The organism is Tenuifilum thalassicum, from assembly GCF_013265555.1.
Taxonomy (GTDB): Bacteria; Bacteroidota; Bacteroidia; order Bacteroidales; family Tenuifilaceae; genus Tenuifilum; species Tenuifilum thalassicum.
The window spans coordinates 3107562-3127080 of sequence record NZ_CP041345.1 but is presented as its reverse complement, the minus strand read 5'-3'; the positions used below and the strand labels follow the sequence as shown (position 1 = coordinate 3127080).

Sequence of the window (19519 nt, the reverse complement as noted above, 5' to 3'; positions counted from 1 at the left end):
GAACAGCAAACCCAAATTATCGCTCTATCATAATAACGGCAAACGCCTGTTTGCTTGCTGGATTTGCTGATTTTTCCCCTTTTCCAAATAATGCTATAAGCATTTAACCTTGTGCATTAGGCCAAGGTTCATGCCTTTGTTACACACATTAATAATCTAGAACATGGAAAAGGGAATAATTTTCGATATCAGACACTTTTCAACACACGATGGTCCTGGGATTAGAACCACTGTTTTTTTCAAGGGGTGTCCTTTACGGTGCATTTGGTGCCATAATCCGGAAAGCCAAAAGCTTGAACCCGAGGCTATCAATCGAACTAAGAAGTTAGATGGACAAGAATTTGAGGTAAAGGAGATTCTTGGTCGGTACATAAGTACTGATGAGGTTATTAAGGAAATTGAGACACAGGTTTCAATTTTTGATGAATCAAATGGCGGTGTTACCTTTTCGGGTGGAGAACCACTTATGCAACCCAGGTTCTTATTGGAGCTGTTAAAGCGTTGTCGTGAGCACGATATTCACACCGCAGTTGATACTTGTGGATTTGCTGCACCCGAACTTTTTAGGTCTATTCTTCCCTATACAAACCTATTTCTATACGACCTGAAAATTATTAAATCCGATAAGCACAAGTACTATACTGCACAGCCCAATGAAATCATTCTTAACAATCTTTCAATGCTTAATCAGCTTGGTGCTTCGGTAATGGTCCGTGTGCCTCTTATACCAGGGATAACCGACGATGAAGAGAACTTGCTTGCTATAAAGGAAATAGTTAAAGGAAACAATTCCATAAAGCGGCTCGATTTACTTCCCTATCACCATATGGCTAAGGATAAGTACCGCAGGTTAAACTTGCCTTTCGAACTTGAGGATTTAGAAGCCTATAAAAATGAACGGCTTAAAGAGATTGAGTTGATGTTTAGCGATTTAGAAATGCCTATCTCAATAGGTGGTTAAAAATATTAAAACTTAAATGATATGATGACTGATAGAATTAGACAGCTTCGCCGCGAAAGTTTAAGAGCTATTAATACTCTTTCGGCTGAGCGCGCTTTGTTAGTAACTGAATTTTACAAAGCAAATGAAGACAAAGGGTTACCAATACCCATAATGAGAGCTAAAGCATTTGAGCATATAATGCTCAATAAGAAGCTGTGTATTAATCCAGGAGAACTTATTGTTGGTGAACGTGGTCCTGCGCCTAAGGCAGCACCTACCTACCCCGAAGTATGCCTACACACGCTAGATGATTTAGAGATAATCCACTCACGCCCCAAGGTTTCGTTTAAGGTAGATGAGGAAACCCGTAAGGTTTATCGCGATATCATTATCCCGTATTGGAAGGGTAAAACAATACGCGAAAAAATATTCTCATTGTTAAGCGATGAATGGCATGAGGCTTATAGCGCTGGTGTGTTTACCGAATTTCAGGAACAGCGTGCACCTGGTCATACCGTAGCAGGAAAAAAGATTTTTCAAAAGGGTATGCTCGACCTGATTGCCGATATTGATGCCTCATTGGAAAGGTTAAGAACCACAAAAGATGAGAATATCAAGGCTAAAATGGATGAACTTGAGGCTATGCGAATAGTGGCTAATGCCATAATTGGATATGCCAATCGCTATGCTGATGCGTTAAATGAATTAGTTCAAAAAGAGGAGGATGAAGTACGAAGGAACGAACTTCTTGAAATGTCATCCATATGTCGTCGTGTTCCTGCTCATGCCCCACAAACATTCCATGAAGCGCTTCAGCACTACTGGTTTATACATGTAGGCGTGGTTACCGAGTTGAACCCATGGGATTCCTTTAACCCGGGACGTCTCGACCAGCATTTATATCCATTCTACCAGAACGAAATTAAGAATGGGACACTAACCAAAGATAGCGCGGTTGAGCTACTAGAGTCGTTTTGGGTGAAGTTTAATAACCATCCATCACCACCCAAAATGGGAGTAACTGCTCAAGAAAGCAGCACCTACACCGATTTTGCCCTAATTAACTTGGGAGGAGTTAAAGAGGATGGTTCCGATGCTGTGAATGAGCTTTCCTATATTATCCTTGATGTTATTGAGGAGATGCGAATCCTGCAGCCCAGTAGCATGGTTCAGATTAGCAAGAAAAACCCCGATAGGTTTGTAAAAAGAGCTGTTAAAATTACCAAAACGGGATTTGGCCAACCATCATTTTTTAATACTGATGCAATTGTTCAGCAGCTTCTATACCAAGGAAAGGCTTTAGTAGATGCTCGAAATGGAGGTGCTAGCGGTTGTGTTGAAACCGGTGCTTTTGGTACCGAAGCATATTTCTTAACAGGATATTTCAACCTTAATAAGGTGCTTGAAATTACCCTAAACAATGGGGTTGACCCACTTACAGGAAAGGAAATAGGAATCAAAACTGGTAATCCTGAAGACTTTAAATCGTTTGATGAGCTTTACGATGCTTTTGAACGTCAGCTAAACTATTTTATCGATTTAAAAATTGAGGGTAATAACATAGTAGAAAAGGTTTGGGCAACAGAAATGCCAGTGCCATTCCTATCGCTCATAATTGACGATTGCATTGCAAATGCTACCGATTATAATGCTGGTGGTGCACGATATAATACTAGCTATATCCAAGGAGTTGGACTCGGTAGCATTACCGATAACCTAACTTCAATTCGTAAACATGTTTACGAAGATGGTGCTCTTACAATCAAAGATATGTTGTTCGCACTATCATCAAATTTTGAAGGATTCGACGATTTAAGGTATAAGCTAATATATGAAACACCTAAATGGGGCAATAACGATGATTATGCCGACAGGCATGCTGTAATGGTATTTAATAGTTTCTATATTGCAGTAGATGGTCGGCCCACTTATCGTGGTGGTAAATTCCGTATTAACATGTTGCCCACTACAAGCCATGTATATTTTGGGAGTAAAATAGGAGCAATGCCCGATGGGCGTAAAGCTTTTGAGCCATTGAGTGAGGGTATTAGCCCATTTCAAGGTGCCGATCGTAAGGGCCCAACAGGTGTAATACTGTCGGCTGCGAAGATTGATCATATTAAAACAGGTGGAACCCTGCTTAACCAAAAATTTTCACCTTCGTTTTTTAGTACCGAAGAAAGTTTAGATAAGCTAGTTATGCTAATACGTAGCTACTTTAAGCTCGATGGTCATCATATTCAGTTTAATGTGGTTAGTGCCAGCACCTTGCGCGATGCACAAAAACATCCCGAAAAATATCAGGATTTAATAGTTAGGGTTGCAGGTTACTCCGATTACTTCAACGACCTTAGCGAAGCTTTACAGAATGAAATAATTCGAAGGACTGAACATGAGTCAGTATAGATTTTGTGTTTTGAATTCTGATTAAAAATATTACAACTATGAAGAAAATTATTTCAATCCATCTCCTGTTTTTATTAATATTAGTGTTACCAGTTAAAGGCTTTAGTCAAGTAACAACTAAGGACTATGAACGTGCCGAGAAATTTTTGCAATTTAACCTGAGCAAGCATATTTATAATAGCTGGGTAGAACCAAACTGGTATGAGCAGAATAACATTTTTATTTACAGCATAAATACACGTAAAGGTACTGAGTATTTTATAGTCAATACAGAAACAAAAGAAAAGAAGAAAGCCTTTGACCAGGAAAAGTTTGCCAAACTTTTAGCCGATTCTTTAAAGGAAGAGGTAAAACCATTTGAATTACCAATCTCTCAGGTAAAGTTGGAAAAGGGTAATAGGATTTTATTCAAGGCAAAGAGTAAAACATGGCAATACGATCCTGATAATAATACCCTTCAACCAAAACCCGATCCGTTAAAATTAACAAGCAAAGAATCGTTATCGCCCGATGGTAAATGGGTTGCATTCATAAAAGATGGGAATATTTTTATAAGAGATAAAAAAACTGGCAGCGAAGTTCAACTTTCGCAAGATGGTACTCCAGAAAATGGCTATGGATACGATTTAAGCTGGTATTTTACCCGTAATGATACCAAGGGTGAAAAGAACGATTATAACATTGAGGTTTACTGGAGTAAAGATTCTAAAAAGCTAATTGTACCACGTTACGATAGACGGAATACACGTAGATTATATCTACTTAAGCACAGTAATGAAGGTTATCAGGCCGAGGTTGTATCGTATGAACGTGGTTTGGCTGGTGATTCGGCAATAGCAATGGTTGATTTCTACCTTTTTGATGTTCAGAAAAAGAACGGTGTTAAAATTGATTTACCTACCCATCCCGCATTTTTGGGTACATACTTTTACTTTTTCGATAATTGCCCCAAGGCATACCATGTACGTTACTATAGGGGGTACAAAAAACGCGAACTTTTTGAAATCGACCTTGAGACCGCTAACGTGCGTTCGGTGCTGGTAGAAACCTATCCCAAAACATTTGTCGATATTTATACCGAAACCCTTGAGGTGCTTTACGATAAGAATGAGTTTATTTGGCGTTCGGAGCAGGATGGATGGTGTCATCTTTATCTATACGATCTAACCAGTGGAAAAATTAAAAACCAGATAACTAAAGGAGAGTTTTACGTTTATGGTGTAGAGAATATAGATGCAAAAAACAGAAAGATTTGGTTTACTGCAGGAGGTGTTGATAAGTCAAGAAATCCTTATCAAAAGTACTTGTATTCAATAAACTTCAATGGTAAAGGCTTAAAACTTTTAACACCAGAGGAGGCAACACATAGTATAAGTATTTCTCCTGATAAACGGTATTTTGTAGATAATTACTCATCGGTAACTCAACCAAACATTGCCGTTTTACGATATTTGAAAAGTGGCAAGATGGTTATGGAGTTAGAGAGAAGTGATATTAATGATTTGGTTGAAATGGGCTGGAAGCATGCCGAACCATTTAGCATGCTGGCCGACGACGGGAAAACTATGCTTTACGGCGTGATATTTAAACCTTTAAATTTTGATCCCAACAAAAAGTATCCTGTTATTGATGGAACATACACTGGCCCACATACCATTAGATCGCCACAAACCTTCTCTAGAAGTGTTCTGAATATGGATCTATCGCTTGCTGAACTTGGTTTCATAGTAGTAAACATCGATGGACGAGGAAGCGCATATCGCTCAAAAGCATTTCATGATATTTCATATGCACGACTTGGCTACGGTCTTGTAGATCATGTTTACGTTATCAAAGAACTTGCGAAAAAATATCCTTATATCGATGCTGATCGGGTGGGCATATATGGACATTCGGCTGGTGGTTATGATGCAACTAGAGCATTGCTACTCTTTCCCGATTTTTACAAAGTTGGGGTTTCTTCTGCCGGTGATCATGACCATAGAATGGAAAAGGTTTGGTGGCCAGAACTTTATCAAGGATACCCTGTTGATACTCAGTATCAGAACCAGTCTAACATTACCAATGCTGCTAACTTAAAGGGACATCTATTACTTGTAACGGGCGATTTAGATAATAATGTAAATCCTTCGGCTACCATTAGGCTTGCCGAGGAGCTAACAAAAGCCAATAAGGACTTCGACCTAATCATCTTACCAAATAATGACCACAGCTCTTGTTACTGGAATAAGTACTTCATCAGAAGACGTTGGGATTTCTTTGTTCGTCATCTATTAGGGCAAAATCCACCTAAAGAGTATAAGATAAAGTAAAACTTAGCGCAGTAAGGGAAAGCCTTACTGCGTATTTTGTTATATACCAAACATAAACCATAAAACTTAAAACTTAAAAGATATGTTTAGTAAGGAAACTTATATCAATCGACGAAATCAGCTTCGTAAACAATTCAACACTGGAGTTTTAGTGTTTTTAGGTAACGAAGAAAGTTCCATGAATTATGAAGATAACACCTACCGTTTTCGTCAGGATAGTACCTTTTTATATTATTTTGGCTTAAATAGGGCAGGACTTTATGCTATTATGGATATTGAGAGTGGCAACGATTACATCTTTGGCGATGACTTTACAATAGATAGCATAGTTTGGATGGGTTCTCAACCAACCATTAAGGAAATGGCAAGCAGTGTTGGAGTTGAGCATTCAGGAGCTGTAAACGAGTTCTACCAGAAAGTTAAAAGCTATCCTACCGACAAAGTACATTATCTTCCTCCGTATAGACCAGAGCATATACTTAAACTAATGGATGCTTTAGGTTTCAATAAGGAAGAAGTTAAAAAAAAGGTAAGCATTCCTTTTATAGTTGCTGTTGGCGAACAACGGAACATTAAAAGCGAAGAGGAGATTAAGGAGATTGATTATGCTGTTTCAGTTACCGCTTGGATGCATCAAGCTGCTATGCGTTTTGCTAGACCAGGAATGACTGAGGCGCAAGTAGCTGCAAAAGTTTACGAAGTAGCATTAGCCGAAGGAGGTGATATAAGCTTTCCTATAATTGCTACAATTAACGGACAGACACTTCACAACCATTATCATGGCAACACTATTAAAGAGGGTCAGCTATTCCTTCTTGATGCAGGATTTGAAACACCAATGGGATATGCTGGCGATATGAGCAGCACATTTCCTGTTGGTAAAACATTTACCAACGCACAAAAAGAAATCTACGAGATAGCTCTAAGGGCTCATAATGCAGCAATTGATATGCTAAAACCAGGAGTTAATTTCCGTGATGTTCATTTACAGGCTGCACGAATTATTTTTGATGGTTTAAAAGATATGGGCTTTACAAAGGGAGATACCGATGACGCTGTTGCAAATGGGGCTCATGCACTATTTTTCCCATGCGGAACAGGTCATTTAATGGGGCTTGATGTTCACGATATGGAAAACCTAGGCGAACAATATGTAGGATATGCTGGAATGCCTAAAAGCAAACAGTTTGGATTAAAATCGCTTCGTTTAGGACGTGAACTGAAACCAGGTTACGTTTTAACAATTGAGCCAGGCATCTATTTTATTCCAGAGCTTATAGACTTGTGGGAACAAACAGGAACGAATAAGGAATATATCAATTTTGATAAAGTTAATCAGTATAGAAACTTTGGAGGCATACGGAACGAAGAGGATGTGCTAATAACACCTGATGGTCATAAAATTCTTGGAGAACCTCTGGCAAAATCGATTGAGGATGTTGAAGAGGAAAGAAAAAAGGCTTTCCTAGATTAAAAATGGATTTGTTACATTTTTTCATAACTTGAGTAAATTTTAAAATTATTACCCATGAAGTTAAAAGGCATATTCATTTCGGTTTTAGCCACATTATCAATAGGTTTATTACTTTCGTTTCGATTCCAAAATCCTGTTGCTGAGGAAATTTTAAAATCGATACCTATTGTTGATAGTTTCAAGGTTATAGACAGCGATCCTTTTTTTCAATCAACCTATGAGGTGTGGTTAAGAGTTCCGCTTGATCATAACAATCCTAATAGCCCCAAGTTCCCATTAAGGGCTTATTACTCACATAGGAGTTTTACAAGGCCCATGGTAGTAGTTATTGATGGTTACACCATGTACACCTCAAAGGCGAATGAGTTAACCAAAATTCTAGGAGCAAACCAGCTAACCATTGAGCATCGTTTTTTTTCAAATAGCCGCCCAAAAGATTCGCTTCCATGGCAGTATCTTAACATTCGCCAAGCAGCTGCCGATGCCCACATGGTAATTTCAGCATTTAAAAAGCATTACCATAATAAGTGGGTTTCAACTGGTATTAGCAAAAGCGGGCAGGCAACAATCTTTCATCGAAGATTTTACCCAAATGATGTTGACGTTAGCGTACCCTATGTTGCACCGCTTAATTTTTCAAGTGAGGATAAACGTGTGTACGATTTTTTAAGTAAAGTGGGAACTCCAGAGTGTAGAAAGAAGATAAAGGATTTTCAGAAAGCGCTCTTTAAAAATAAAAACGAGATTTTACCCATGTTGGAAAACCTGGCCAAAAAGAATAGATGGGAGTTCAAAATGGGTATTGATCGTGCATATGATTTAAGCGTTTTAGAGTATGAATTTTCTTTTTGGCAATGGGGTTCAAGTTGTACTGAAATTCCTAACGCAAACTCAGATGCTAAGGAACTTTTTGAGCATTGGGCCGATGTTAATCCCTTTACATTCTTTGAAAAAAAATCTACAGAAAAGGTTTTACCCTTCTTTTATCAGGCCATGACTGAAATAGGAATGTATGGCTATAATATTGAACCTTTTAGAGAATATCTACCAGACAAAAAGAATATTACATTTGAATTTACACTTCCTGATAGTGTAAATGTAAAGTTTGATTCTACTGCAATGCTTGATATTTACCAGTGGGTGCGCGATTCTGGTAACTATATGCTTTACATCTATGGTGGAAACGATGCATGGACATCCACATCGGTTGTGCCCGGGAATAAAACAAATGCTGTTAAAATGGTTTGCCCTGGAGGCAGTCATAGCACGCGTATAAAGTCGTTTCCTCCAGAATTGCAGGATAGTATTTACCATGTACTTGAAAAATGGGTTGGGGTTGAGATAAATTAAGGTTTAAAATAGATTTTTTATTGAAATAATTTAAATAGTTTGATTATGAAAAGAGTAACCCTGCTGCTACTAATAGGATTAACTTTTACCTATATACCAGCAAATAGCTGTACAATAATTGCCGTTGGGAAAAAAGTTTCGGCTGATGGTTCTACTATAATATCCCATACCGATACTGGTCCAGATTCTCGGATATTCGTAGTGCCTTCACAGACATTTAAGACAGGTAGCTTAGCACCTGTGTATTGGGGAATACAAGATCCAAGTCTACCGTTACATAACGATGGTGAAATACTAGGGTATATCCCTCAAGTAGAAAAAACTTATAAATATTTCCAATCGGCTTACTCACATGTAAACGAGTATCAGCTTGGAATAGCAGAGAGTACAACTTCACAAAGGCCTGAACTAATATGCGTGAAGGGTGAAGGTAAACAAATTATGACCATAGAGCAGGCTCAAATCTTTGCCTTGCAACGGTATAAAAAGGCACGTGATGCTGTCAAATTTATAGGTGATTTAATGACCAAATATGGTTTTCTCCCATCAAGTGGCGATGGTTCTGAAACGTTAGTTGTTGCAGACAAAGAAGAGGTTTGGGTCTTTGAAGTTTTTGGAGTAGGAAAAGGATGGGATCCCAAAAGTGGTAAGCCTGGTGCGATTTGGGCTGCTCAACGATTACCCGAAGATCAAGCAACCATGATTCCCAATTGGAGCATTATTAAAGAGATAAATCCCGAAGATAAGGAGAACTTCATGGTATCAGAAAACTATATGCAGGAGGCCATCGATAGGGGATGGTACGACCCTAAATCAGGAAAACCTTTTATCTGGCAGGAAGTTTATGCTCCCAAATGCGCAGTGGAATTTGCAACCAGTAGGTTTTGGCTCTTTTATCATACTTTTGCACCAAACCTAGAGCAGTGGCCCGATAGAAAGTACGATAGTAGTAATCCATATAAGGGAATTCAGCCATACTTTCAGTATGTAGAGCCTCTCTCTATCTATCCTTTTTCCATTAAGCCAGAGAAGAAGATATCGGTTCAGGATGTTATTGCCTTTCAACGGTCAACTTTTGAAGGCACCATTTACGATATGACCAACGACCCCAATTGGCTGGTTCCCGATGGTAAGGGAGGTTATGTTAAAAGTCCTCTTGCCACACCTTTCCCAAGTAGTGATTTGCGAAAATTGCTAAAAATTACCTATCGTCGTCCTGTTGCTCGTCATAGAGGTCATTACGGAATGGTGCTTCAAATTCGTGACTGGCTACCCGATGAGATTGGAGGAGTTTATTGGGTTTATCTCGATAACCCTTACTTCAGCCCTTATGTGCCAATTTACGCTGGCAACCTATTGGTTCATGAGTCATACAAAACTTACGATCCTAACCGTTACGATGAAAAATCTGCACGCTGGGCTATTGATTTTGTTGATAACCTGGCTAGCCTTAAATTCCAGGAGATTGCAAAAGATGTTCAAGCGGTAAGAGATCCGTTTGAGGCAAAGATATTTGAACAGCAAGCGAAGATTGAGGAGGAGGCCCTAAAACTATACAAGAAAAGCCCTAAAAGGGCTCAAGACTACCTTACAAACTACTCCAATGGCCTGATGGCAGAGGTTACCCAAATGTTCCTCGATTTAAGAAACCAAATTATTACAAAGTACACCAATAACCACGAGTAAGCCCAAATTAAGCTTATAAAGAGGAGGGGTATTCTTTTTGACGGAATACCCCTCTATTATTGCTTGCATACAAGATTATAACTATTTCTGTTCTTTGCGATTAGTTTTTTTAAAGTTTTGGTTTTAACATAGATGTCGTTGGTGATGTTATTAGCAGATGTTGTTGCTCCTGAAATGGCATCGATTTCTTTACCTACCGAGAGCTTTCGAGTACCTGAATACCCTATAAACTGTTTTAGCCACCCCTTGGTTCCTATTTCATGTCCATGCGTTGCCTCGTAGCTATAAATCTTAACAGCGATTATTTTTGGCGTTTTATCGTATAGAATAAAGTAGTCAAAGAATTCATTTGCATTTGAGTAACTTGGGTTGTTGGTATCGCATCCGCTAGTCCTACATGTGTATACCCTTCCACAATATGCATAGAATGCAGGCTTGGCATTTTTAATAGTATAAAAGGTTCCGTCGGCTACCTTACCCATTGTGGTAAGATTTGGTAAGCTTTGGTTCGAAATCTTTTTAATTTCTTTTATAAGCTCCCTAGGTACCGATTCATTCTGAGAAAAACCATGTATGCCTATAAACAAGAGCGATATTAACAGCTTAAGCTTCATTTCATTTCTATTTTTAGAAGTTAAAACCAAAACCAGCATTTATGATTTTAGAATACTTATCGGCATTGCTGGATTTCAAGAATTGAACATCCGATTTTAACACAACTCCTTTTGTTAAGAAATAGGATATTCCCGTAGTAATTACTGTATTGTTATAGGAGTCGTTCTTAGTTATGCTATTGTCGGTTGAAAAATGAGTATCGTACTGCTCATACCTTACAAAAGGAATTAACCTCATTCTATTTTTAGAGCTAGATTTAAAGACGTCGTAGCCTAATTCAACATAGTAGCCCAACATCTTATTACCCAAGTCATTTGGAGTTGTTGGGGTTCCTGTGAACTTATTGTACTCCTCGGTATTGGATAGTGAAACAATGTAGGCTTGTCCCTTTAGAATCAAACTGTTTAAGGTGTACCTTGCATCGAAACCGAGCATAGAAATTCCTACAGTGCTTGAATCGGCTTTGCTAACCATTTGGTTATCGTTTTTATCGATGTCGGCAAACAGCTTGCTATTCGATTTGCCAAAGTAACCCGAAACACCAATGTTGAGGTTTTTTAAACCGTAGTACTCAATTTTACCAGTAAATGCTGGTGAATGTACATAGGCCTTTGAGGCCTTTTGTCTTCCGCTTCTTAATCCGCTACTACCTGAGAATAGACCCCTGGTGCCATCATATCCATTTAAGCCATTTACTACGTATAGCTGGTAACGAGTTTTAGTTTTAAAAATATTTCCTTGAACACCGAATCCTACTTCTCTCCATGTACTTGGATTTATTTTGCTGTCAATTGTGGGTCGTTCAACGCCATTAAAAGCTGTAGGTTCGTGGTACTCATTTATTATTCCCATAGGAATAATGAGAACACCCGCTCTAAGATTAATTGATTTATTGAGCTTATGCTGAATAAACATTTGCTCTACCCAAATCTCATCGGCATGCTCAAACTCAATCTCTGATATAAACTGTGTTTTTTCCGAAAAGTTATACCCTAAAAACATAATTAGGCGATGAGCATCAACTGTACCAAGCTTATAGGTATTACTTTCTATAGGTTGGTTGTAATGCACCTCACCATAACCTCCAATCTGTAAGCCTGGTTTTCCCTTTAGCATTTTGGAAACAGTGTTTAAACTATAGCCTGTTGAGTCTGTTTGAGCATTAGCCCATAAAGATGTTCCAATAAAAAACAGTAGTAATAACCTTTTCATAATCGTCGATTTTTAAAGTTTTCGACGACAAAATTAAATTAGACAAAATCTAAATAAAATACCTAAAAGTTGGTATTTTTTATATAGTGATTGAGTGGGAGATTACAAATTGGGATAATTAAAAACTCTATTTTCAGTGAATTAAAGGTTAGTTTGATAAAAAAGGCTGCCTTTTGGGGACAGCCTTTAGTGTTTTATTTAGTGCATATGCGAGTCACTCTTTTTCACCTCCTTGGTATCAGACCTATCGTAATGGCAGCAGCCAGGTAATGAGTTATATACATCATCGGGCGCTTTGTGCATAGGAGTATCATGACCCACTTTGGCAATTGCCATTTGAATCTTATGAACATCGGTTTTTTTGGTGTCAAATTTAACTGTGAGCATCTTGGTTTCCTGTTCCCAGTTTGCGTTAATAACTCCATCAACCGATTTTGCGGCTTTTTCAATTCGGGCTTTACACATACCACAATTACCCTTTACCTCAAACTTCTCGGTCTTTGTTTGAGCAAATACCGAACTTGCTCCAAAAAGGAACATTCCGATTAGTAATAAAACTTTTGTTTTCATAGTTCTAAAATTTAAATGTTAAAAAATAGGTTATTTAACTTCTTTTGTAACCTCTCCACAGGTTAACATGGAACTGCCGAAATAAGGATTTTTGATTTCCTTATCAGTGCTAAGCCAGTCGGCACCATTATTATTGTTAGCCATAGGACAGTGTTGTATGTAGATAACCTGATTAACAGGTTTGAATGTTTCTACCATTTTAATCATGATTGCAGAGGCTTTCATAAATGATTTTCTCAGCTGCTCTATATCGGAATAATGTTCAACATGCTCTAAACTAGCACTTAGTTCTTTACTATAATCCATCCATAAAACATGAGCGGCATTTTTAAAAATGTTCATATCAATTGAGCTAAGCGTACTTTTCATATTTTTAGCCATTTGTTGGGCCAATTTGAAATCATCGTTCGTTAGGGCATCTTTCCATTTCAGGTAATTGCTGAATAGCGGTTCTAATGCACGTTTTGCTCGATTGTCGATAGTTACAAGTTTAGGTGTGTTTTTTATAGGTTCATTCATGGCTTCATTACCTGATTCGCTTTCGTTCATATTCATTCCTGCATGGTTGTGGCCTGTCATAACCTTACCACCTTCGGGGTTCATCATGCTAGGTTTACCGGCAAGCTGAGCAGCAGCATCGATGCTAAAGGTACCGTTAACAGCAATCTCTTCGCCTTCCATCAGACCATTCTCAATAATATAGCTATCGCCTAACGATTCGCCTAATGTGACCTCGCGCATATTGAAGTAAACACCTTGGTCCGAAACGGTTTTGACGTAAACAACTGAACGTTTACCGGTCCATAATACTGCAGATTTTGGAACAACAATCGAGTTCTGCTTGCTAGCGATATAAGCTTTAACAACTCCGGAAGCAAACATCTCTGGTTTTAGTTTACCATTGGGGTTCACTACCTCTACTCGAGCTTTTGAAACACGTGTTTTAGGATCAATTACGGGGTCGATATAAGAAATCTCTCCCGAAAAGGTTTCACCGGGCAATGAAGCTACGGTGAAATCAACCTTATCGCCTAATTTAATCCAGCTAATATCCGATTCGTAAATGTCAAATAGTACCCAAACCTTTGATAAGTCGGCAATTTCAAATAGAGGTTGACCCTTTTTTACATAATCGCCCTCATTCACTTTTTTGGTAATAAGATAGCCGTTTATATCAGAGATTATAGGGAATGATTCTTTTACCTCTCCTGATTCTAATATCTCGTTTATCTGTGTTTTTGAAAGCCTCCAGTTAAGAAGTTTTTCTTTTGCCGCCTCAAATAGTTGAGGTTGTATATTGGATATTTTTTGTGCCTCAAAGAGCTCTTTCTGGGCCGTAACAAGTTCAGGCGAGTAAACATGAGCAATAACTTGTCCCTTTTTCACAAACTCGCCGGTAAAGTTGATTAGCAAATTTTCTATTCTACCGGGAATATGGGCCGATTGGGTATAGATTAAACGTTCATCGGCCTGTACCTTGCCGTACAAGCTGATCTCTTTAACCGGTTTTGATTTTCCTACGACTGTAGTACTAACATTTGCCAGTTTCATAGCTGTTGGCGACATACTTATTGCGGTGGGGTCGACCTCTGCGTGCTTATCATCTTCCAAAGGAATTAAATCCATACCGCAGATTGGGCAGTCGCCGGGTTCGGTTTGACGAATTTGGGGGTGCATGGAGCAGGTCCATATTGTTTGTCCGTTTACCTCGGTTTTAATATGCTCATGGTCATCGTGTATATCCTTTTGGCTGCTCCCGAAAAAGAGCCAACCTGCCAAAAGTCCAACAATAAGTGCCGATACGGAAATAATTATTGTGTTTTTACTTATCGATTTCATTTTAGTAAATATTAGAGGTTAGATAATTGATTTTTTCCACTGCAATCTGATACTGAACCAGTGCACTAATATGCATCTTCTGGTATTTAAGCAGCTGTTGTTGCATTCGCAACACTTCCTCAAACTCTTTGCCCGAGTTGGCATACGAGGTTAAAAGCAGGTTAATAGATTGTTTTGTGGTTTCAATCTGTTTTTGGTAAAGCGATATAAGCTGTTCCTGCTGGTTAAGCTGAAACATTGCCATTTCATATTCCGAAACTAGAGTATTCGTTTCGTCAAGTAATTTATTTTCGTACCCTTTCCGGGTTAGCTGAGCTTCCTTTACCAGTGCGTTATACTTCGACCTAAAAATAGGTATGCTGATAGAGATCATGGGCATTACTATATCCTTGCCATTATCGGGTAACGATAGGTTTGAACCCTTATCAACAATAACATAATCCAAACCTACGCCGAGTTTAGGAAGGCCCTGCTTCTTTGCAGCTCGTTCACTGGCAAGGCTTGCCTGAAGTTTTAATGAAAGGGCTTTTATTTTAGGATTCAATGCAGTCAGGGAGTCTTTGCGGAAGTCGGTTGGCAACAAAATTGTTTTGAGCGAATCGCCTGTGCTTACAGCTTCATTTTCGGGTCGATTTAAAAGCTTGTTAAAGGAAGCGATTAGGGGTGTTTCTTTAGTTTTGAGAATTTCAAGGTTGGTTTCGGAATCCTTAAGCATGATATCAACTCTTAAAACGTCGACCATTGAACCAGCTCCTTCATTAAATTTTTGATTTGCAATGGTTTTATACGATTTAAGTACGTTGATATTTTCTTGCTCAATCCGTATCCATTCATTAAGTTCATATAACGGGAAGTAAGCAGCGGCGAGTTCTAATCGTAGTTTATTACGAGCATCAATGAAATTTTGATACTTAGCCTCAGCCATTAAGGCAGCGGCATCACCTTGAGCTTTAAGTGTTCCAAACCAAGGGAACATCTGCGAAAGGGAGAGTTTTGCTTTTTGAGGTCCAACCTTAGTTTCGGCGGGTGAAATGAAGTAGCCAAACGAGAATGTGGGATCGGGTAATGCTTTAACCTGATCAACCTTTTGCAGGGCAGCTTCGTACTCGTTGTATTGGGCCTTTAACCCTGGATTATTTTCGGCGGCTAATTTGAAGTAATCGTCGAAAGTTTGGGCAAAACTGCCAAAGCCAAATAGCGTTAGAGCGATTGATAGTATAATAAATCGAATCATGATTTTTGTTTTTTAAGTTGATATTCCATGCGCATGCTGTACAACGTTGGAACTAAGTAGTAGGTAATAGAAGCCATTATCATCCCACCAAAACTTGGGATTGCCATAGGAAACATGATATCGGCACCGCGTCCGGTTGAGGTGAGAACCGGGAGAAGGGCAATTATGGTAGTTGTAGTTGTCATCACTGCCGGTCTGATTCGTCGTTGGCCGGCTTCAATTACAGCCGAACGAATTTCCTCAACTGTTTTTGGAAGATTACGTTTGAAGCTCTGGTCAAGGTATGTCCCTATAAGCACACCATCGTCGGTAGCTAAACCAAAGAGAGCAATAAAACCAACCCATACGGCAACACTAAGGTTAACAGTTCCCATTTGGAATAGCTCGCGGATGTTAGTTCCAAATATGGAAAAGTTTAGAAACCAACCTTGTCCGTATAACCATAGCAAGATGAATCCACCGCTAAAAGCTAATGCTATCCCGCTAAATATCATAAACGAGGTGGAAACAGACTTAAACTGGAAATAGAGGATTAGAAATATAATGATAAGAACAATGGGAACAATTATGCTTAGCCTTTTTTCGGCACGAACCTGATTTTCGTAGCTACCTGAAAACTTATAGCTAACGCCGGATGGGACTACCAGTTCACCTGCATCAATTTTCTGTTGAATCAGATTTTGCGCATCATTAACCACATCCACCTCGGCATAACCATCTTTTTTATCAAATAAAACATAGCCGACAAGGAATGTGTTTTCACTCTTAATGGCTTGAGGGCCTCGAACGTATTCAATGTCAACCAACTCTCTTAATGGTAGTTGAGCGCCTGTAGGTGTTGGGATAAGTACGCTGCCCAGCGATTCCGGGTTGTCGCGAAGCTCACGAGGGTAACGAACGCGGATAGGATAACGTTCTCGTCCTTCAACTGTGGAAGATATTGTCATTCCCCCTATTGCCGTTTCAATTGTTTGCTGAACGTCTTCAACGTTAAGCCCGAAACGAGAAATCTTATCCCGGTTAATTTTGAGATGAATGTATGGTTTTCCTACAATGCGGTCGGCAAAAACAGCTTCTGCTTTAACCGAAGGCACTTGTTTGAGAATATTTTCCAGTTTTAGGCCAAAATCCTCTATTGTATTGAGATTGGGCCCGTAAACTTTAATGCCCATAGGGGCTCGCATACCGGTTTGAAGCATAACTAACCGAGTTTCGATTGGCTGCAACTTTGGAGCTGATGTTACTCCCGGGATTTTGGTTGCGGCTACAATTTCCTTCCAGATATCATCGGTTGATTTAATGTGAGCGCGCCAGTTCCTGAAGTAGCTACCATCTTCGTCGGGTATAAGGTCTTTTTCAGACAGGTGCTTTGAAAGAATGGCATCATTACTAAGAGTATCGCCATTTTTCAGTATAAAGTTACCATTCTTATCTGTTTTAAAGCGTTTCCTGTGCCCCTTTGTATCAAGAGCATATTCGGGTTTGTAGTTAATAATGTTTTCGTACATTGAAATTGGTGCAGGGTCAAGGGCCGATTCAACTCGTCCCAGTTTTCCTACAGTCAAATCAACTTCGGGAATATTGGTGAGCAGCATATCCAGCTGCCCAACCACTTTGCGGTTATACTCAAAACCCGAGTGCGGCATTGATGTGGGCATAAGTAGAAAACTCCCTTCGTCGAGTGAGGGCATAAACTCTTTGCCAATTCCAGGAAATGTATGAGCAAGTTTTGACCATACGTAGGTAGTGCGTATGTTCCAACCTAAGGCGTCGGTTGATTTGGCAACAAAACCAACAATATTAGAGAACCCAAGCCAAATATTCAATGCTAGGAAAATTAGAAAGGTAGGAATAAGAAGAAACTTGACCTTGTTTCTTAGACACCAAGAAAGGATACGCTTATAGGATATCTGGATCAGGCTGAAGAAACCTAAAATAAACCCCACCAGAATGGAAACAAAAATGAAGTTTAGGAAAGTGCTTTTACCAGCACCCAGAGGGAGCCAATATTTTGCAAGTAGCCATGTTACACCTACAACCACTAAAATCAGCTCAATATTATCAATTATTTTACCAACGAACCTAATGTTGCCCCACCTATTAGTAATACTTGGTTTGATAAATGGGATGATTCCAAATAGAAACAGAAGGATACCAGCCCAGGCGTTGTTAAGAAACAATCCTGATATCCCGGCTACAACAAGTAATGTATTAAACCATTTTTTATGGTTTTCTTTTTTAATTTTAAAGCCAAAGAACCAGTAGGCTAATGTTGGAAGAATGATTAGCGATACAATAAGTGCGGCTGTTAATGCAAAAGTTTTTGTAAAAGCCAGTGGCACAAAAAGTTTTCCTTCGGCGGCCTGCATGGTAAAAACGGGAATAAAACTGACAATTGTGGTGGAAACGGCAGTAAGAATTGCAGAGCTAACCTCGGCTGAGCCATTGTAAACGGTGGTTAAAAGATTTTGACCAGGTGGAGCTTCTTCGATATGTTTGACTATGTTTTCGGATAGGATTATTCCTAAATCGACCATTGTACCTATTGCAATGGCAATACCTGATAGAGCCACAATGTTGGCATCAACACCAAAGTAGCGCATGGCAATAAAAACCATTAGTACAGCTATGGGTAGTAAGCTTGAAATAAGAACTGAGGCGCGGAGGTTATATATCATTACAATAATGACAAGAATTGTAATGAGTATCTCTAAAGAGAGTGCCTCCTCAAGTGTTCCAAGGGTCTCGTATATGAGTTGAGACCTATCATAGAAAGGAACTATGGTAAGCTGGCTTTCCACACCATTAGCTAATGTTTTCTTGGGAAGGCCGGGAGATATCTCTTTTATTTTCTCCTTGACATTGTTTATAACTTGTAATGGGTTTGCACCATAACGTGCAACTACAACACCACCTACCACTTCAGCACCATCCTTGTCTAATGCGCCTCTACGTGTTGCCGGACCCAAGGTAACATTAGCAATATTCTTTACTCTTATGGGTACGTTATCGTGAACCGCAACAACCGCTTTCTCTATATCTTCAACGCTTTTAACGTAGCCTAAACCACGGACAAGGTATTCTGCAAGGTTTATTTCAACGGTTTTGGCTCCAATATCGCGGTTCGATTTCCGAACGGCCTGCATTACTTTATGCAATGGTATATTGTACGCTTTTAATGCATCGGGGTTCACGTCTATTTGGTATTCACGAACGTAACCACCAATTGAAGCAACTTCGGAAACACCATCGGTTGAGTTTAGAGCATATTTTACGTAGAAGTCCTGAACGGTACGTATCTCATGTAAGTCCCATCCACCTGTAGGATTCCCATTTTTATCCCTTCCTTCGATAGTGTACCAGTAAACCTGGCCTAATGCAGTGGCATCTGGTCCTAGCGATGGTTGTACACCATTTGGTAGTAGACCCGAAGGAAGTGAGTTTAACTTCTCCAGTATTCGTGTCCGAGACCAGTAAAAGTCAACATCATCGTTGAAAATTATGTAGATACTTGAAAACCCAAAAATTGACGAGCTTCGGATTGCCTTTACACCCGGTATGCCCAGAAGATAGGTTGTTAATGGATATGTTATTTGGTCCTCAATGTCTTGAGGTGAGCGTCCGGTCCAGGGGGTAAAAACTATCTGTTGGTTTTCCCCGATATCGGGTATTGCATCAACAGGTACCGGGTCACTTGGCAAACCTCCAATTTGCCATCCAAAAGGTGAGGTAACAATACCCCATGTAACAAGACCAATTAGTACAAGTATGGTAACTAGCCTGTTATTTAAGAAATACTTAACAATTTTATTTAGCATGATTTTTTGTTTTTAAAGGTTTGAATGTGGCTAAAAACTAAAAGCTAAAACACTCTCAAA

General features: G+C 39.2%; 12 protein-coding genes. 6 read left to right on the top strand and 6 right to left on the bottom strand.

Annotation, left to right across the window (positions count from 1 at the left end; genetic code table 11):
* The first annotated feature begins 163 nt into the window (after positions 1-163).
* The 6 genes from FHG85_RS12850 to FHG85_RS12825 all read left to right on the top strand — a co-directional run bounded on the left by FHG85_RS12850 (position 164) and on the right by FHG85_RS12825 (position 10171).
* Complete coding sequence (locus tag FHG85_RS12850) at positions 164-961, top strand: glycyl-radical enzyme activating protein (RefSeq protein WP_173076555.1); 798 nt, start codon at positions 164-166, stop codon at positions 959-961.
* A gap of 21 nt (positions 962-982) precedes the next feature.
* Positions 983-3349, top strand: coding sequence for a trans-4-hydroxy-L-proline dehydratase (gene hypD, locus FHG85_RS12845; protein WP_246249227.1), 2367 nt, complete (start codon positions 983-985; stop codon positions 3347-3349).
* 38 nt (positions 3350-3387) lie between these two features.
* Positions 3388-5661, top strand: coding sequence for a S9 family peptidase (locus tag FHG85_RS12840; protein WP_173076553.1), 2274 nt, complete (start codon positions 3388-3390; stop codon positions 5659-5661).
* Between the two features lie 82 nt (positions 5662-5743).
* Positions 5744-7135, top strand: a complete 1392-nt coding sequence (locus FHG85_RS12835) for an aminopeptidase P family protein (protein ID WP_173076551.1) — start codon at positions 5744-5746, stop codon at positions 7133-7135.
* Positions 7136-7189: 54 nt separating this feature from the next.
* Positions 7190-8485, top strand: a complete 1296-nt coding sequence (locus FHG85_RS12830) for a S28 family serine protease (protein ID WP_173076549.1) — start codon at positions 7190-7192, stop codon at positions 8483-8485.
* Between the two features lie 45 nt (positions 8486-8530).
* Entirely contained in the window at positions 8531-10171 is a 1641-nt protein-coding gene (locus tag FHG85_RS12825) for a dipeptidase (RefSeq protein WP_173076547.1), read from the top strand.
* Positions 10172-10227: 56 nt separating this feature from the next.
* On the opposite strand, the gene FHG85_RS12820 is transcribed toward FHG85_RS12825, so the two are convergent.
* From FHG85_RS12820 to FHG85_RS12795, 6 genes are all read right to left on the bottom strand, one after another.
* Positions 10228-10785, bottom strand: coding sequence for an FMN-binding protein (locus FHG85_RS12820; protein WP_173076545.1), 558 nt, complete (start codon positions 10783-10785; stop codon positions 10228-10230).
* A 13-nt stretch (positions 10786-10798) separates the two neighbouring features.
* Positions 10799-11998 (bottom strand): hypothetical protein, encoded by a 1200-nt coding sequence (locus tag FHG85_RS12815; protein WP_173076543.1) that lies wholly within the window; start codon positions 11996-11998, stop codon positions 10799-10801.
* Positions 11999-12196: 198 nt separating this feature from the next.
* Positions 12197-12568, bottom strand: a complete 372-nt coding sequence (locus FHG85_RS12810; protein ID WP_173076541.1) for a heavy-metal-associated domain-containing protein — start codon at positions 12566-12568, stop codon at positions 12197-12199.
* A gap of 30 nt (positions 12569-12598) precedes the next feature.
* The gene (locus tag FHG85_RS12805) at positions 12599-14407 is read right to left on the bottom strand and encodes an efflux RND transporter periplasmic adaptor subunit (RefSeq protein ID WP_173076539.1); all 1809 of its coding nucleotides are present in this window, start codon (positions 14405-14407) and stop codon (positions 12599-12601) included.
* A gap of 1 nt (position 14408) precedes the next feature.
* Positions 14409-15641, bottom strand: a complete 1233-nt coding sequence (locus FHG85_RS12800) for a TolC family protein (RefSeq protein ID WP_173076537.1) — start codon at positions 15639-15641, stop codon at positions 14409-14411.
* The gene (locus FHG85_RS12795; RefSeq protein ID WP_173076535.1) at positions 15638-19459 is read right to left on the bottom strand and encodes an efflux RND transporter permease subunit; all 3822 of its coding nucleotides are present in this window, start codon (positions 19457-19459) and stop codon (positions 15638-15640) included. Before FHG85_RS12795 ends, FHG85_RS12800 begins: the two co-directional genes overlap by 4 nt.
* Positions 19460-19519: the final 60 nt, after the last annotated feature.

Excerpts from the sequence above, each read along its gene's own strand:
- FHG85_RS12850 (WP_173076555.1), top strand. The coding sequence starts at position 164 with ATGGAAAAGGGAATAATTTTCGATATCAGACACTTTTCAACACACGAT.
- hypD (WP_246249227.1), top strand. The coding sequence starts at position 983 with ATGATGACTGATAGAATTAGACAGCTTCGCCGCGAAAGTTTAAGAGCT.
- FHG85_RS12840 (WP_173076553.1), top strand. The coding sequence starts at position 3,388 with ATGAAGAAAATTATTTCAATCCATCTCCTGTTTTTATTAATATTAGTG.
- FHG85_RS12835 (WP_173076551.1), top strand. The coding sequence starts at position 5,744 with ATGTTTAGTAAGGAAACTTATATCAATCGACGAAATCAGCTTCGTAAA.
- FHG85_RS12830 (WP_173076549.1), top strand. The coding sequence starts at position 7,190 with ATGAAGTTAAAAGGCATATTCATTTCGGTTTTAGCCACATTATCAATA.
- FHG85_RS12825 (WP_173076547.1), top strand. The coding sequence starts at position 8,531 with ATGAAAAGAGTAACCCTGCTGCTACTAATAGGATTAACTTTTACCTAT.
- FHG85_RS12820 (WP_173076545.1), bottom strand. The coding sequence starts at position 10,785 with ATGAAGCTTAAGCTGTTAATATCGCTCTTGTTTATAGGCATACATGGT.
- FHG85_RS12815 (WP_173076543.1), bottom strand. The coding sequence starts at position 11,998 with ATGAAAAGGTTATTACTACTGTTTTTTATTGGAACATCTTTATGGGCT.
- FHG85_RS12810 (WP_173076541.1), bottom strand. The coding sequence starts at position 12,568 with ATGAAAACAAAAGTTTTATTACTAATCGGAATGTTCCTTTTTGGAGCA.
- FHG85_RS12805 (WP_173076539.1), bottom strand. The coding sequence starts at position 14,407 with ATGAAATCGATAAGTAAAAACACAATAATTATTTCCGTATCGGCACTT.
- FHG85_RS12800 (WP_173076537.1), bottom strand. The coding sequence starts at position 15,641 with ATGATTCGATTTATTATACTATCAATCGCTCTAACGCTATTTGGCTTT.
- FHG85_RS12795 (WP_173076535.1), bottom strand. The coding sequence starts at position 19,459 with ATGCTAAATAAAATTGTTAAGTATTTCTTAAATAACAGGCTAGTTACC.